At 41.2% G+C, this 17,986-nt stretch carries 9 protein-coding genes and 3 rRNA genes; all 12 read left to right on the top strand.

The window, feature by feature from the left end:
* A complete protein-coding gene (gene dnaA, locus M2M59_RS00005) occupies window positions 1–1,344 on the top strand; it encodes a chromosomal replication initiator protein DnaA (RefSeq protein WP_066791203.1) in 1,344 nt (447 codons plus the stop codon).
* A 174-nt stretch (window positions 1,345–1,518) separates the two neighbouring features.
* Window positions 1,519–2,655, top strand: coding sequence for a DNA polymerase III subunit beta (gene dnaN / locus M2M59_RS00010; protein WP_147197631.1), 1,137 nt, complete (start codon window positions 1,519–1,521; stop codon window positions 2,653–2,655).
* 171 nt (window positions 2,656–2,826) lie between these two features.
* On the top strand, window positions 2,827–3,054 hold the full coding sequence (yaaA, locus tag M2M59_RS00015) for a S4 domain-containing protein YaaA (RefSeq protein WP_066791207.1): 228 nt from the start codon (window positions 2,827–2,829) through the stop codon (window positions 3,052–3,054).
* Window position 3,055: 1 nt separating this feature from the next.
* Complete coding sequence (gene recF / locus M2M59_RS00020) at window positions 3,056–4,171, top strand: DNA replication/repair protein RecF (RefSeq protein ID WP_249775126.1); 1,116 nt, start codon at window positions 3,056–3,058, stop codon at window positions 4,169–4,171.
* A 157-nt stretch (window positions 4,172–4,328) separates the two neighbouring features.
* A complete protein-coding gene (gene gyrB / locus M2M59_RS00025) occupies window positions 4,329–6,251 on the top strand; it encodes a DNA topoisomerase (ATP-hydrolyzing) subunit B (RefSeq protein ID WP_147197635.1) in 1,923 nt (640 codons plus the stop codon).
* A 25-nt stretch (window positions 6,252–6,276) separates the two neighbouring features.
* A complete protein-coding gene (gyrA, locus tag M2M59_RS00030; RefSeq protein WP_249775127.1) occupies window positions 6,277–8,787 on the top strand; it encodes a DNA gyrase subunit A in 2,511 nt (836 codons plus the stop codon).
* 154 nt (window positions 8,788–8,941) lie between these two features.
* Window positions 8,942–10,036, top strand: coding sequence for an HD-GYP domain-containing protein (locus tag M2M59_RS00035; RefSeq protein ID WP_147197640.1), 1,095 nt, complete (start codon window positions 8,942–8,944; stop codon window positions 10,034–10,036).
* Between the two features lie 449 nt (window positions 10,037–10,485).
* Window positions 10,486–12,033 (top strand): 16S ribosomal RNA (locus tag M2M59_RS00040).
* 191 nt (window positions 12,034–12,224) lie between these two features.
* Window positions 12,225–15,153: ribosomal RNA gene (locus tag M2M59_RS00045) — 23S ribosomal RNA — on the top strand.
* Between the two features lie 114 nt (window positions 15,154–15,267).
* Window positions 15,268–15,383: ribosomal RNA gene (gene rrf / locus M2M59_RS00050) — 5S ribosomal RNA — on the top strand.
* Together the 16S, 23S and 5S rRNA genes form the textbook arrangement of a ribosomal RNA operon.
* Before the next feature lie 500 nt (window positions 15,384–15,883).
* Complete coding sequence (locus M2M59_RS00055; RefSeq protein ID WP_147198297.1) at window positions 15,884–16,360, top strand: glutathione peroxidase; 477 nt, start codon at window positions 15,884–15,886, stop codon at window positions 16,358–16,360.
* Window positions 16,361–16,463: 103 nt separating this feature from the next.
* Window positions 16,464–17,930, top strand: coding sequence for an IMP dehydrogenase (guaB, locus tag M2M59_RS00060; RefSeq protein ID WP_066791218.1), 1,467 nt, complete (start codon window positions 16,464–16,466; stop codon window positions 17,928–17,930).
* The last annotated feature ends 56 nt before the right edge of the window (window positions 17,931–17,986 follow it).

The raw sequence follows: 17,986 nt of genomic DNA on the forward strand, positions 1-17,986 counted from the left end.
TTGGAACATATTGAAGAATTATGGGACAAAGTACTCTCTGAAGCGAAACAAAAAATATCCAAACCAAGCTTTGAAACTTGGTTGAAGTCAACGAAACTATTGGCTTATAACGGTGATACTGTGACAATCTCAGCGCCCAATTCATTCGGCCGCGAGTGGCTTGAAAATCACTACGTACACCTAATAGCGGCTATTTTAGCTGAACTGACAGGGAAAGATTTGCATATTCGCTTTGTTGTTCAGCAAGATTCGAACTCAGAGAACTTTGATATCCCGACACCTCCCATTTCAGGGAATTCAAAAGAGCAATCCGAAACACCTTCTGGAATGCTGAATTTAAAAAACACATTTGATACATTTGTAATTGGTTCGGGCAACCGCTTTGCACACGCTGCATCCTTGGCCGTAGCAGAAGCGCCGGCCAAAGCTTATAATCCATTATTTATCTATGGAGGAGTGGGTCTAGGAAAAACTCACCTGATGCATGCGATTGGCCATTATGTATTAGAGCATAATCCAAAAGCGAAAGTTGTATACTTGTCATCTGAAAAATTTACAAATGAATTTATTAATTCAATTCGTGATAACCGAGCAGAGGAATTTCGCAATAAATACCGGAGCGTTGATGTCCTATTGATTGACGATATTCAATTTTTGGCTGGAAAAGAATCAACACAAGAGGAATTTTTCCATACATTCAACACGTTACATGAAGAATTTAAACAAATTGTTATTTCCAGCGACCGTCCGCCTAAAGAAATTCCAACGCTGGAAGACCGCTTACGTTCACGCTTTGAGTGGGGTTTAATTACTGATATTGCTCCTCCAGATCTTGAAACGCGGATCGCTATATTACGTAAAAAGGCTAAAGCAGATAATCTTGATATACCAAACGAAGTGATGCTTTATATTGCTAACCAAATAGATTCCAACATACGCGAGCTAGAGGGCGCGCTTATTCGTGTTGTCGCTTATTCCTCACTCGTTAATGAGGACATCACTGCAGAATTGGCTGCACAAGCATTAAAAAATATCATACCGAATGCCTCTCCACGCACATTGACTATTCTCGACATTCAAAAAGCTGTTGGTGAGCATTTTCACATTAAACTCGAAGATTTTTCTGCAAAAAAGCGAACAAAGTCGATTGCATTTCCAAGACAAGTCGCTATGTACTTATCGCGTGAAATGACAGATTGTTCACTTCCTAAGATTGGCGATGAGTTTGGCGGCCGAGATCATACGACTGTTATCCATGCGCATGAAAAAATCTCTACTCTTTTGAAAAGTGATCAGGGTTTACAGCAAGATATTAAACAAATAAAAAGTATGCTAGGCAAGTAATCTATTTGTGGATAACACGAAATGTTAACAACAAGCTTATACACAGTCTATCTACATGTGGATAGACTGATTTTATTTGGCTAGAGAGGGCTTATCCACAAATCCACAGGCCCTATTACTATATCTATTAATATTTAATAAATAATAAATAATATAAAAGCGAGGTTTGTAACAATGAAATTTAGTATCATGAGGGACCGTTTGTTAGATGGATTGAATGATGTAATGAAAGCTGTAAGTTCAAAAACAACCATTCCAATTTTAACTGGAATCAAAATTGATATTTCTTCTGAAGGAGTGACTTTAACAGGTAGTGATGCAGATATCACAATCCAAACCTTTATTCCTGTTGAAGAAGATGGAAAAGAAATCGTCCAAGTAAAAGAACCAGGTTCAATTGTTCTACAAGCACGGATGTTTAACGAAATTATTCGTAAACTACCAACAAACGAAGTAGTAGTAGAGGTTAGTGAACAATTACAAACACGTATCCAATCTGGTAAATCGGATTTCCACCTTATTGGCTCGGATGCATCTGAATATCCTTTGTTGCCTGATATTTCTGCGGACCGTCAGATTACACTACCTGCTGATTTATTGAAAACGATTATTCGCGAAACTGTATTCGCTGTATCAACCACTGAAAGTCGTCCCGTGTTGACAGGTGTAAAGTGGGAAATTAAAGATAACAGTTTAGTCTGTATTGCAACAGATAGTCACCGTCTAGCTCAAAGGAAAGTAACGCTTGAACAATTGCCATCTGAAGAAATGAATGTTGTCATTCCAGGGAAAAGCTTAACTGAATTAAGTAAAATCCTTAGTGATTCACCACACCCTGTAGATATCTTTATGACAAATCAGCAAGTTTTATTCAAAACACCTGATGTTTTATTTTTCTCTCGATTGTTGGAAGGTAACTATCCGGATACATCACGCCTTATTCCGGAAGAATCATCTACTATCGTTACAATTAATGGGAAAGCTTTATTGCAAGGTATTGATCGTGCTTCACTCCTTGCAAGAGAAGATCGGAATAACGTTGTACGTTTCTCAACAATTGATAGTGGCACAGTAGAGATATCATCCAATTCACCTGAAATTGGTAAGGTGGAAGAAGAAATTCAAATCGACTCTTTTGAAGGGGAAGAACTTAAAATTTCTTTTAGTGCGAAGTATATGATGGATGCTTTAAAAGCCATTGACGGTCAAGAAGTTGTAATTCAATTTACGGGTGCTATGCGACCTTTCACTATCCGTTCAATCCATGATGATGCGATATTGCAACTAATTTTACCTGTTCGCACATATTAATATTTTTTTACTATAACTTCCGGTAAAAATTATTTCCCAAATATATTAGTACCAGGTACTAAAAATGTCTTTTTGTACGAAAAGGATAGTCAAATGCACGACTATCCTTTTTACTTATGAACAAAAGTTCGGTAAAATAGAATAAGATAAGAGCAGATAGGATGAAGTGAAGTGAAGAATATCATTTTAGAAAGTGAATTTGTTACACTTGGACAGTTTTTGAAAATAGCCGATGCTATTAGCTCAGGCGGAATGGCTAAATGGTTTTTACAAGAAAATGATGTATATGTGAACGGTGAAGTAGATCGCAGACGTGGCCGTAAACTCTATGCTGGCGACCTGATTAATATACCTGGTTGCGGGAGATTTAACCTTGTAGAGCCACAAAGCGAGGAGTAGCATGCATATTGAGCAACTAAAGCTTAAAGACTATCGTAATTACGAATCTCTTGATTTGTCCTTTTCTCCAAAAATCAATGTGTTTATTGGCGAAAATGCACAAGGGAAGACAAATGTAATGGAATCAATCTATGTCCTAGCTATGGCAAAATCGCATCGTACATCAAGTGAGAAAGAATTGATACGGTGGGGGCAAGAATATGCTAAAATAGAAGGGGACATCCAAAATAGATATGGTCGCTTGCCAATGGAATTAACTATTTCCAAGAAAGGTAAAAAAGCTAAAGTAAATCATTTGGAGCAGAGCCGATTAAGCGATTATATAGGGCAAATGAATGTTGTTATGTTTGCTCCGGAAGATTTAAACGTAGTAAAAGGTAGTCCTCAGGCGAGAAGGCGTTTTTTAGATATGGAGATTGGCCAGATTTCCCCAGTCTACTTGCATGATCTGTTAACCTTTCAGAAGCTATTAAAACAGCGGAATCATTTACTTAAACAAAATCAAGGAAAAAAAACATTCAATGATGTAATGTTTGATGTTTATACAGAGCAGTATATTGAAGCAGCAGTCAAAGTAATCCAAAAAAGATTCCACTTTATGGAATTACTTCAAGCCTGGGCAGGGCCAATTCATTATTCAATTTCACGAGAACTTGAAAATATGGAGATTCGTTATCGCCCTGTCAGCGGTATGGATGTAGATTGGTCTGCTGAACAAATGGCAGATCACTTGGCTGCAAAAATAAAGGAACAGTCTCAAAGAGAGTTGGAAAGAGGCGTAACATTGGTTGGTCCACATCGTGACGATTTGCAATTCATTGTGAATGGCTATGATGTCCAAACATATGGTTCTCAAGGACAACAAAGAACGACTGCACTGTCATTAAAGCTAGCAGAAATAGAGTTGATCAAACAAGAAGTGAATGATACGCCTATTCTTTTGCTTGATGACGTTCTTTCAGAATTAGATGATTATCGGCAATCTCATTTGCTTAACACGATAAAAGGTGAAGTCCAAACATTTGTCACAACGACAAGTGTGGAAGGCATAGAACATGAAACCATTCGCGAGTCAGAAATGTTTCATGTGAAACAAGGCTCCGTGGATACTGAGTGATCTTAGTATTTGCGGATTTTATTAATATGGGAATTCTGACCTTGCTAATTAATTGCATTGAAAGCCAGGTATTCTGCGCTTTAAGACGCAAATTTCAAGGTTTAAGAAATTTACAAATAATGCATACTAATGCCATGAAAGAGTAGGTGGAACAATAATGGCGATTGAAGATAAAAGCCCTGCAGCTTATGATGCAGACCAGATACAAGTATTAGAGGGACTAGAAGCAGTACGTAAACGTCCGGGTATGTATATTGGTTCGACAAGTTCCAAGGGGCTGCACCATCTTGTATGGGAAATCGTCGACAACAGTATTGACGAAGCATTAGCTGGTTATTGTACTGAAATCACTGTTGCGATTGAAAAGGACAACTGGATCAGAGTAGAAGATAACGGACGAGGCATCCCTGTTGATACTCAAGAGAAGGTCGGCAAGCCGGCAGTAGAAGTTATCATGACTGTTTTGCATGCTGGTGGTAAATTCGGCGGCGGCGGATATAAAGTATCAGGAGGTTTGCACGGAGTAGGTGCATCTGTTGTAAATGCGCTTTCGATTGAAACAGACGTGCAAGTACACCGTGACGGACACATCCATGAAATTAAATTTGAACGTGGCAGAACAATCCAGCCGCTTACCATCATTGGTGATACGGACCATAATGGTACTACTACCCGTTTTAAAGCAGATCCAACCATTTTTAAAGAAACCACTGTTTATGAATATGACATTCTAGCACACCGTATCCGCGAATTAGCTTATTTAAACCGCGGTATTACGATTATAATTATGGATGAGCGAAATGAAGAAATTCGTAAAGATGTCTATCACTATGAAGGTGGTATTAAATCTTATGTAGAACAGCTTAATGAAAATAAAGAGCCATTGCATGAAGCGATTGATTTAAAAGGCGAAAAAGATGGAATTTCCATTGAAATTGCCATGCAGTATAATTCAGGTTTTGCCTCTACTATTTTGTCATTCGCAAATAATATCAATACGTATGAGGGTGGGACTCATGAATCGGGATTTAAAACAGCGTTGACACGTGTGATCAATGACTATGCCCGAAAGAATAACCTGCTTAAGGATTCTGATGCCAATTTATCCGGAGAAGACGTACGTGAAGGTCTTGTAGCAATTGTCTCTATAAAGCATCCAGACCCACAATTTGAAGGTCAAACAAAAACAAAGCTTGGTAATTCAGAGGTTAGTTCTATTACGAATTCTCTGTTCTCCGAACGTTTTGAACGCTTTTTATTAGAAAACCCAACAGTTGCTAGAACAATAGTCGATAAAGGTTTAATTGCATCACGTGCACGTGTTGCAGCGAAGAAAGCTAGAGAGATGACACGTCGTAAATCTGCGTTAGAGATTTCAAGTTTGCCAGGGAAGTTGGCTGATTGTTCTTCTCGCCATCCTGAAGAGTGTGAAGTATACATCGTTGAAGGTGACTCTGCCGGCGGTTCGGCGAAGTCTGGACGTGACCGTCACTTCCAAGCTATCCTTCCACTTCGCGGTAAAATCTTAAATGTCGAAAAAGCACGTCTAGATCGCATTTTGTCGAATGAAGAGATCCGTGCCATGATCACAGCTGTCGGTACAGGTATCGGTGAAGAGTTCAATTTAGAGAAGGCACGTTATCATAAAATCGTTATCATGACGGATGCCGATGTCGATGGCGCTCATATACGAACGTTATTATTGACATTCTTCTTCCGTTTTATGCGGCCGTTAATCGAAGCAGGCTATGTGTACATTGCACAGCCGCCACTATTCAAAATACAGCAAGGTAAGCATGTCGAATATTGCTATAGCGATAAAGAATTACAGGAAATTTTAGAGCGTTTACCAAGCCAACCAAAGCCTGGTATCCAACGTTATAAAGGTCTTGGTGAAATGGATGCGGAGCAATTGTGGGATACTACAATGGACCCGGATAATCGTGTTTTATTGCAAGTCGAATTGGACGATGCGATTGAAGCAGATCGTACTTTTGAGCAATTAATGGGCGATAATGTAGAACCAAGACGCCAATTTATTCATGAAAATGCTGTTTATGTAGAAAACTTAGATATTTAGTTCCTTTTGAAGGGGGTTCCACACTTTGGCTGAAACAAATAACTCTGGCGTTAAAGGAGTTAATATAACAAAAACAATCAAAACCTCATTTTTAGATTATGCGATGAGTGTAATTGTTTCCCGGGCATTGCCTGATGTTCGAGATGGCCTAAAACCAGTTCAACGGCGTATTCTATATGGAATGCAGGAATTGGGAAGTACTTCGGATAAGCCATATAAGAAGTCAGCTCGAATAGTAGGGGATGTAATGGGGAAATACCATCCACATGGTGACTCATCTATTTACGAAGCAATGGTCCGCATGGCACAGGATTTTAGCTACCGGTATATGCTTGTTGACGGCCACGGTAACTTTGGTTCTGTCGATGGAGATGGGGCTGCGGCGATGCGATATACGGAATCCCGCATGTCTAAAATCGCCATGGAAATGCTTAGAGATATCAATAAAGATACAATTGATTATACAAACAACTATGACGGCAATGAAAAAGAGCCGGTTGTATTGCCTGCTCGCTATCCAAACCTGCTAGTGAATGGGGCTTCAGGGATCGCTGTTGGTATGGCTACAAATATTCCCCCACACCAATTGGGTGAAGTAATTGACGGCGTTTTGGCTATTTCTGATAATCCAGCCATTACAACGGAAGAGTTGATGGAGATTATTCCAGGTCCTGATTTCCCTACTGGTGGTTTGATTTTGGGTAGAAGCGGCATTCGCCGTGCATATGAAACAGGGCGCGGTTCAATTGTCATTCGTTCACGCGTGGAAATTGAAACAAAGTCTAGCGGAAAAGAAGTTATCGTAATTAATGAACTTCCTTACCAAGTCAATAAAGCCCGCTTAATTGAAAAAATTGCAGAATTAGTACGAGATAAACGGATTGATGGCATTACCAACATTCGCGATGAATCAGATCGAAATGGTATGAGGGTTACCATTGATGTACGAAAAGATGCCAATGCAAATGTAGTCCTAAACAATTTATATAAACAAACTGCTATGCAAACTAGCTTCGGTATTAACATGTTGGCTCTTGTTGGTGGGCAGCCAAAAGTTTTAAGCTTAAAAGAAGCTTTATTCCATTACTTGGAACATCAAAAGATCGTTATTACGAGACGAACTAAATTTGAATTAAGCAAAGCTGAAAAACGTGCTCACATTTTAGAAGGTTTGCGTATTGCTCTTGATCATATCGATGAGATTATTAGTTTGATTAGAGCTTCTCAAACAGCTGAAGATGCGAAAAATGGCTTAATGGAACGCTTTAATTTGAGTGAACGCCAATCTCAAGCTATTTTAGATATGCGCTTGCAACGTTTGACAGGTTTGGAGCGTGATAAGATTGAAGCAGAGTACCAAGAATTGCTTCAATTAATTCAAGAGCTCAAAGATATTTTGGCAGATGAATCAAAAATAAGAAAAATTATTCATGATGAGCTTCTTGAGATTAAAGAACGCTTCAATGATGCTCGTCGTACAGATATTACAGCGGGTGGCATGGAAATGATTGAGGACGAAGATTTAATTCCTCGTGAAAACTCAGTTATTACCCTTACACATAATGGGTATATTAAACGCCTACCAGCTAACACATATAGAAGTCAACGCCGAGGCGGCAGAGGCGTACAAGGTATGGGAACGCATGAAGATGACTTTGTAGAACATCTTCTATACACATCAACACATGACACCATTCTTTTCTTTACTTCAAAAGGGAAGGTATTTAAAGCAAAAGGTTATGAAATCCCTGAGTTTGGTCGTACAGCAAAAGGGCTTCCTATTGTTAACTTACTGAATGTAGATAAGGGTGAAAAGGTAACGGCTGTCATTCGTGTAGCTTCATACGAAGAAGATGCTTACTTTATCTTTACCACACGTACTGGAGTGGCGAAACGTACACCGCTATCCAACTTTGCGAATATAAGAACAAACGGTTTAATTGCAATTTCCTTAAAAGAAGACGATGAACTGATATCAGTCCGACTTACAAATGGACAACAAGAAATCATTATTGGTACTCATACAGGTATGCTCGTTCGCTTTAATGAAAATGATATTCGGTCAATGGGCCGTACCGCTACGGGCGTACGTGGCATTCGTTTAAGAGACGATGACTATGTAGTAGGTATGGAGATTATTGAACCAAATCAAGAAATCCTCGTTGTTACTGAAAAAGGTTATGGAAAACGTACACCTGAAGTAGAGTATCGCTTACAAAACCGAGGAGGCATTGGTATCAAAACATGCCAAATCACTGATAAGAACGGTCCTCTTGTTGCTGTTAAGGCAGTTGATGGATCAGAAGATGTTATGCTTATCACAGTAAATGGTATGCTGATACGGATGGATATTGAGGATATCTCGGTTACTGGTCGTAGCACACAAGGTGTTCGTTTAATCCGCCTAGCGGAAGATGAACATGTAGCAACAGTGGCGAAAGTTAAGAAAGAAGAAGCAATTGAAGCAGAGGTAATCAGCGAAGAGGAAGAAAATACTGATTCAACTGAATCTCCTGCTGATGACACAATAGAATAAGAGAAAAAGGTCCCAGAAATAATCTGGGGCTTTTTTTATGGAAAATTATAAAAAAGTTTACCTTGGACAAAAAAATTGAGATAAAATAACTATAGATTCAATTTCTTCATAAGAAACGGGAGAGAAACTCATTTGAATGCAAGGGGGTTTACAAGTGGATTACCAATTAGTTAAGTTGTCTGATCTACAGTTAGGCGCTATGGTTGCTAAAGATATTATGGCTAACACACAATATCCTATTCTGTACAAAAATACAAAGATTACAGGAGAACACTTTCCAGTATTAAAGGCTTTTCAGATTGAAAAGATACCTATCGTTGATATAAAAGAAGCAGATAAAGCACAGCAAGTTCAAAGTGTGTCATCATCCATTGAAACCATAAAAGAAACGTTTAAAAATTCCTTTGAAAGAAAATACAATGAATCAGTAGCAAAATTTAAACAGGAATTTTTAAATTGGGATGCTGGTAGCAATGTAAATATTTCAAAAGTTCGTGAAAGCATATTGCCATTAATTGATGAAGTATTGTTGAATAAAGAAAAGATATTTATCCTAAATGAATATTCGACAACAAAGGACTATTTTTACCATCATTCAATTGCAATCAGTTTAATTAGTGCGGTTATTGCTCAAAAAATGAATTACTCTAAAGGAGATATCACACAAATAGCAATTGCAGCGGCAGTAGCGGATGCTGGTATGGCAAAAATTAATAAAAAAATTCGTGAAAAGAATGGTCCACTGTCAGAATATGAGTTTAAGGAAATTCAAGAGCACCCATATTACAGTCTTCAGATGGTAAATCATATATCTACCTTAAAGAAAGAAATGAAACTAGCGATCTACCAACATCATGAGAGGTTAGATGGCAGCGGCTATCCAAAAGGAGAAAAAGGTAGTAAGGTGTTAATTCACTCCCATATCATTGCGGTTGCAGATGTTTTCCATGCAATGACATGTGAAAGAATTTACCGTTCCAAAGAATCTCCATTCAAAGTGTTAGAAATGATCCGAGAAAATGACTTTGGAAAGTTTAATATAGAAGTTGTACAGGCTCTTAATACTTGTGTAGCAAACCTTTCTCTTGGCACAAGTGTAGAATTATCAAATGGTGAAGAAGGGACCATTATCTTTGCTAATAAAACGTCACCAGTAAGGCCTGTCATTAAGTTGCATGAAACAGAACAAATTATTGATCTATCTAAAAATAGAAATATATATATTGAACGTTTAATTTTAAATAATTAATGAATCTAATTAAATAAACATAGCTATTGAAAAACATAGAACTGCAGTTAAACTATACTAAGTTTGATTGCAGTTCTTTTTGTATGGCCATGTCTATAAAACACTTGTCTAAATCCAATTCTTTAGATCGAGTTACACATTCTTACTCAGTGAACAGAGATATTAATTACCTTTTTTAAAAAAGAGTTGACTTTGATATCTATTTGGCGTATTCTATTTAAGTTGCCTCTAAAAAGCAATGAATTATATTGAAAAAATAATTCTAAAAAAGCGTTGACAATCTTTTAATAGTATTATATACTAATTAAGTCGTTAAGATGACGACGTAACATGAACCTTGAAAACTGAACAAGCAAGATGTTAATCATTTAAACTTACTAACAACTGTTAGTTTTAAAGACATCATCGTAAAGATGATGCGCTAGTGAAATTTTGAGCAATCAAACACTTTTATGGAGAGTTTGATCCTGGCTCAGGACGAACGCTGGCGGCGTGCCTAATACATGCAAGTCGAGCGAATGACGAGGAGCTTGCTCCTCTGATTTAGCGGCGGACGGGTGAGTAACACGTGGGCAACCTGCCCTGCAGACTGGGATAACTTCGGGAAACCGGAGCTAATACCGGATAATCCATTTTACTTCATGGTGAAATGTTGAAAGGCGCTTTCGCGCCACTGCAGGATGGGCCCGCGGTGCATTAGCTAGTTGGTGGGGTAACGGCCTACCAAGGCGACGATGCATAGCCGACCTGAGAGGGTGATCGGCCACATTGGGACTGAGACACGGCCCAAACTCCTACGGGAGGCAGCAGTAGGGAATCTTCCACAATGGACGAAAGTCTGATGGAGCAACGCCGCGTGAGTGATGAAGGTTTTCGGATCGTAAAACTCTGTTGTAAGGGAAGAACAAGTACGTTAGGAAATGAACGTACCTTGACGGTACCTTATTAGAAAGCCACGGCTAACTACGTGCCAGCAGCCGCGGTAATACGTAGGTGGCAAGCGTTGTCCGGATTTATTGGGCGTAAAGCGCGCGCAGGTGGTTTCTTAAGTCTGATGTGAAATCTCGCGGCTCAACCGCGAGCGGTCATTGGAAACTGGGGAACTTGAGTGCAGAAGAGGATAGTGGAATTCCAAGTGTAGCGGTGAAATGCGTAGAGATTTGGAGGAACACCAGTGGCGAAGGCGACTGTCTGGTCTGTAACTGACACTGAGGCGCGAAAGCGTGGGGAGCAAACAGGATTAGATACCCTGGTAGTCCACGCCGTAAACGATGAGTGCTAAGTGTTAGGGGGTTTCCGCCCCTTAGTGCTGCAGCTAACGCATTAAGCACTCCGCCTGGGGAGTACGACCGCAAGGTTGAAACTCAAAGGAATTGACGGGGGCCCGCACAAGCGGTGGAGCATGTGGTTTAATTCGAAGCAACGCGAAGAACCTTACCAGGTCTTGACATCCCAGTGACCACTCTAGAGATAGAGTTTTCCCTTCGGGGACATTGGTGACAGGTGGTGCATGGTTGTCGTCAGCTCGTGTCGTGAGATGTTGGGTTAAGTCCCGCAACGAGCGCAACCCTTGATCTTAGTTGCCATCATTTAGTTGGGCACTCTAAGGTGACTGCCGGTGACAAACCGGAGGAAGGTGGGGATGACGTCAAATCATCATGCCCCTTATGACCTGGGCTACACACGTGCTACAATGGACGGTACAAAGAGTCGCAAACTCGCGAGAGCAAGCTAATCTCATAAAACCGTTCTCAGTTCGGATTGTAGGCTGCAACTCGCCTACATGAAGCCGGAATCGCTAGTAATCGCGGATCAGCATGCCGCGGTGAATACGTTCCCGGGCCTTGTACACACCGCCCGTCACACCACGAGAGTTTGTAACACCCGAAGTCGGTGAGGTAACCTTTTGGGGCCAGCCGCCGAAGGTGGGATAGATGATTGGGGTGAAGTCGTAACAAGGTAGCCGTATCGGAAGGTGCGGCTGGATCACCTCCTTTCTAAGGAATTTAACGGAATACAGACTTCGTCTGTACGATTAACATCTTGCTGTTCAGTTTTGAGGGTTCATACTCTCAATACTTTGTTCTTTGAAAACTGGATAAAACGACATTGAAGAAATTCTTAAGTAACACATTTATTAAGTTTTAAATTTTTTAGGCTTAATAACTTAAAGGCTTTATAAGCCAACGGTTAAGTTATTAAGGGCGCATGGCGGATGCCTTGGCACTAGAAGCCGATGAAGGACGGCACTAACACCGATATGCTTCGGGGAGCTGTAAGTAAGCTTTGATCCGGAGATTTCCGAATGGGGAAACCCTCTATCCGTAATGGGGTAGAATCTTGACGTGAATTCATAGCGTCTTGATGGCAGACTCAGGGAACTGAAACATCTAAGTACCTGAAGGAAGAGAAAGAAAAATCGATTCCCTTAGTAGCGGCGAGCGAAATGGGAAGAGCCCAAACCAAGAGGCTTGCCTCTTGGGGTTGTAGGACACTCTATACGGAGTTACAAAGGAATGCGTTAGGCGAAGCGGTTTGGAAAGACCCACCATAGCAGGTAACAGTCCTGTAGTCAAAAGTGCATTCTCTCTTGAGTGGATCCTGAGTACGGCGGAACACGTGAAATTCCGTCGGAATCTGGGAGGACCATCTCCCAAGGCTAAATACTCTCTAGTGACCGATAGTGAACCAGTACCGTGAGGGAAAGGTGAAAAGCACCCCGGAAGGGGAGTGAAAGAGATCCTGAAACCATGTGCCTACAAGTAGTTAGAGCCCGTTAATGGGTGATAGCGTGCCTTTTGTAGAATGAACCGGCGAGTTACGATTACATGCAAGGTTAAGTTGAAGAGACGGAGCCGCAGCGAAAGCGAGTCTGAATAGGGCGAATAAGTATGTGGTCGTAGACCCGAAACCAGGTGATCTACCCATGTCCAGGGTGAAGGTAAGGTAACACTTACTGGAGGCCCGAACCCACGCACGTTGAAAAGTGCGGGGATGAGGTGTGGGTAGCGGAGAAATTCCAATCGAACCTGGAGATAGCTGGTTCTCTCCGAAATAGCTTTAGGGCTAGCCTCGTGATGAAGAATCCTGGAGGTAGAGCACTGTTTGGACTAGGGGTCCATCCCGGATTACCGAATTCAGACAAACTCCGAATGCCAGTGATTTATACACGGGAGTCAGACTGCGAGTGATAAGATCCGTAGTCAAAAGGGAAACAGCCCAGACCACCAGCTAAGGTCCCAAAGTAATTGTTAAGTGGAAAAGGATGTGACGTTGCTTAGACAACCAGGATGTTGGCTCAGAAGCAGCCACCATTTAAAGAGTGCGTAATAGCTCACTGGTCGAGTGACGCTGCGCCGAAAATGTATCGGGGCTAAACAATTCACCGAAGCTGTGGATAGACATCTACGATGTCTGTGGTAGGAGAGCGTTCTAAGTGCTGTGAAGTCAGACCGGAAGGACTGGTGGAGCGCTTAGAAGTGAGAATGCCGGTATGAGTAGCGAAAGATGGGTGAGAATCCCATCCACCGAATGACTAAGGTTTCCTGAGGAAGGCTCGTCCTCTCAGGGTTAGTCGGGACCTAAGCCGAGGCCGACAGGCGTAGGCGATGGACAACAGGTTGATATTCCTGTACCACCTCCCTGCCATTTGAGTAATGGGGGGACGCAGTAGGATAGGGCAAGCGCACTGTTGGTTATGTGCGTCCAAGCAGTAAGACGTGAGAGTAGGCAAATCCGCTCTCTATAACGTTGAGCTGTGATGGCGAGCTCTTTAGAGCGAAGTTCCTGATTTCACACTGCCAAGAAAAGCCTCTAGCGAGGCAGGAGGTGCCCGTACCGCAAACCGACACAGGTAGTCGAGGAGAGAATCCTAAGGTGAGCGAGAGAACTCTCGTTAAGGAACTCGGCAAAATGACCCCGTAACTTCGGGAGAAGGGGTGCTCTAGTAGGGTGCAAGCCCGAGAGAGCCGCAGTGAATAGGCCCAGGCGACTGTTTAGCAAAAACACAGGTCTCTGCAAAACCGTAAGGTGACGTATAGGGGCTGACGCCTGCCCGGTGCTGGAAGGTTAAGGGGATTGCTTAGCGCAAGCGAAGGTGAGAACCGAAGCCCCAGTAAACGGCGGCCGTAACTATAACGGTCCTAAGGTAGCGAAATTCCTTGTCGGGTAAGTTCCGACCCGCACGAAAGGCGTAACGATCTGGGCACTGTCTCAACGAGAGACTCGGTGAAATTATAGTACCTGTGAAGATGCAGGTTACCCGCGACAGGACGGAAAGACCCCGTGGAGCTTTACTGTAGCCTGATATTGAATTTTGGTACAGCTTGTACAGGATAGGTAGGAGCCATTGAAACCGGAGCGCCAGCTTCGGTGGAGGCGTCCTTGGGATACTACCCCAGCTGTATTGAAATTCTAACCCGTACCCCTGATCGGGGTAGGAGACAGTGTCAGGCGGACAGTTTGACTGGGGCGGTCGCCTCCTAAAGAGTAACGGAGGCGCCCAAAGGTTCCCTCAGAATGGTTGGAAATCATTCGTAGAGTGTAAAGGCACAAGGGAGCTTGACTGCGAGACCTACAAGTCGAGCAGGGTCGAAAGACGGGCTTAGTGATCCGGTGGTTCCGCATGGAAGGGCCATCGCTCAACGGATAAAAGCTACCCCGGGGATAACAGGCTTATCTCCCCCAAGAGTCCACATCGACGGGGGGGTTTGGCACCTCGATGTCGGCTCATCGCATCCTGGGGCTGTAGTCGGTCCCAAGGGTTGGGCTGTTCGCCCATTAAAGCGGTACGCGAGCTGGGTTCAGAACGTCGTGAGACAGTTCGGTCCCTATCCGTCGTGGGCGTAGGAAATTTGAGAGGAGCTGTCCTTAGTACGAGAGGACCGGGATGGACACACCGCTGGTGTACCAGTTGTTCTGCCAAGAGCATCGCTGGGTAGCTATGTGTGGACGGGATAAGTGCTGAAAGCATCTAAGCATGAAGCCCCCCTCAAGATGAGATTTCCCATTACGCAAGTAAGTAAGATCCCTCAAAGACGATGAGGTAGATAGGTTCGAGGTGGAAGTGTGGCGACACATGGAGCTGACGAATACTAATCGATCGAGGACTTAACCAAATTTCTTAAGAACCTTCAATTCACGTTTATCCAGTTTTGAAAGAACAACTTTCTTTCAATAAGAAGGATTTCAAGACACGAGCAGTAGTGCGATGTGTATTGGAAGCCGAATAGTCTAGTAATGATGGCAAAGAGGTCACACCCGTTCCCATGCCGAACACGGAAGTTAAGCTCTTTAGCGCCGATGGTAGTTGGGGGCTTCCCCCTGTGAGAGTAGGACGTTGCTAGGCAAAGAAAGTGCAGCTGATTTATCAGTTGCACTTTTTTTGTTTATAAAAAAATTATAACTCACCCATATACAATACAAATAAAGTACCTCATATTTATATTCCTCAGCTATATATCTCTGTAAGTGTTGACTGTGCATTATTCATAACCATTTACACGCTTAAAGGTAATATTAAAGCCTGTTAAGGCTTGTTCAACTCCACTTTTAATAGTTATCTGTTTCAATGATTTATAGAATTAGTTGCATCTATTGCAACTAAGCTGGAAATTAGCGCTATAAAATTATACTTCTCTTTATCTCTATGTTTACTTTTTCTTGATACAGGAATATATCTATTAAGCTATTTTTGTTGTATATAGAGAGAATAAAGAATACATTAGTGATAACATTAAAAATAAATATAAAATAAATAATTTGAGCTTGTATGAAGAGAGATAAAGGATAGGCTCTATGATGAGTAGAACGTTTTAATGGGGCGGTAAAATAGAGAGGGGAAGCGAAATGACGAGTATATATGATTTTGTAGTCAAAAAAGCAGATGGGGAAGATCAATCTTTAAGTGAATTTAAAGGCTCACCTATGTTGATTGTAAATACAGCAAGCAAATGTGGTTTTACCCCACAATTTAAAGAACTGCAGGAGTTATATGATAAATATAAGGATCAAGGTTTTACTGTTCTAGGTTTTCCCTGTAGTCAATTCAATCATCAAGAATTCAACAATATTGATAAAACAATTGCTTATTGCCAAATGAATTACAATGTACAATTTCCCATGTTTGCAAAAGTAGATGTTAAGGGTGAAAACGCTTCACCGCTGTTTCAATATCTGACTTCTGAAAAGAAAGGTCTCTTCACAGATAATATAAAGTGGAACTTTACTAAGTTTTTAATTGACTCTGAAGGAGAAGTCATTGCAAGATATGCACCTCAAACTTCCCCTACAAAAATAGAGGATGACTTAAAAAACTTATTATAATGAAAAATCATAATAGTCTTTCTTATGGCTGACTCCTTGACAACTAATTGCCTACGTTGTTAATCTTACAATTAATATCTTTTTTGTAGGAGGAGTTTAAGAAATGTGGGAAACTAAATTTGCCAAAGAAGGTTTAACATTTGATGATGTATTGCTTGTACCAGCACATTCCGAAGTATTGCCAAAGGAAGTTGATTTATCAGTAAATCTAACATCCAAGATTAAATTAAATATCCCGATTATCAGTGCAGGGATGGATACGGTAACAGAATCACCTATGGCAATTGCGATGGCTCGTCAAGGCGGCCTTGGAATTATCCATAAAAATATGAGTATTGAAGAACAAGCAGAACAAGTAGAAAAAGTTAAACGATCTGAAAATGGTGTTATCACCAATCCATTTTTCTTAACGCCTTCTCACCAAGTATTTGATGCGGAACACTTAATGGGTAAATACCGTATTTCTGGTGTACCAATTGTGAATACGATGGAAGACCGAAAATTAGTCGGAATTATTACAAACCGTGATTTGCGCTTTGTACAAGATTACTCAATAAAAATTGATGAAGTCATGACTAAAGAAAATCTTATTACAACTCCTGTCGGCACTACTTTAGAAGAAGCTGAAAAGATGCTACAAAAATACAAAATCGAAAAGCTTCCAATTGTCGATGAAGAAGGTTTATTAACTGGATTAATTACAATCAAGGATATTGAAAAGGTAACGGAATATCCGAATGCTGCAAAAGATGAACATGGCCGTTTACTTGTAGGAGCTGCGGTTGGTGTAACATCAGATGTGATGATGCGGATTAAGAAGCTTGTGGAGGCACAAGTAGACGTCATTGTAATTGATACAGCTCACGGCCATTCTGAAGGCGTATTAAGACAAGTAAAAGCCATTCGTGAAGCTTACCCTGATTTAGTTATCGTTGCAGGTAACGTTGCTACACAGGAAGGGACGAAAGCCTTGTACGAAGCAGGCGCAGATGTTGTCAAAGTAGGAATCGGACCTGGTTCAATTTGTACAACTCGTGTTGTAGCTGGTGTAGGTGTACCTCAAATTACCGCTGTCTACGATTGCGCAACAGAAGCAAGACGCCAAGGGAAAACGATAATAGCAGACGGCGGTATCAAGTATTCTGGAGATATTATTAAAGCGTTAGCTGCTGGCGGACATACAGTTATGTTAGGAAGCTTGCTAGCAGGTACTACAGAATCTCCAGGCGAAACAGAAATTTTCCAAGGCCGTCGCTTTAAAGTATATCGTGGTATGGGTTCAGTTGCTGCAATGGAGAATGGTTCAAAAGATCGTTACTTCCAAGAAAATGCAAAAAAATTAGTGCCAGAAGGCATTGAAGGCCGTTTGCCATATAAAGGGCCTCTAGCTGATACGATTCACCAATTGCTTGGCGGTGTCCGTTCAGGTATGGGGTACTGCGGTACAAAGGATTTACAAGACCTAAGAGAAAATGCACAATTTGTCCGCATGACGGGAGCTGGATTGAAAGAAAGCCACCCACATGATGTTCAAATTACAAAAGAAGCACCAAACTATTCATTACTATAAGTATCTACTATAAGTATCAGCCTTTTCACCCATTTTGCATGAACAATTAATGCAGA

This window comes from Rummeliibacillus sp. G93 (assembly GCF_023515935.1).
Taxonomy (GTDB): Bacteria; Bacillota; Bacilli; order Bacillales_A; family Planococcaceae; genus Rummeliibacillus; species Rummeliibacillus stabekisii.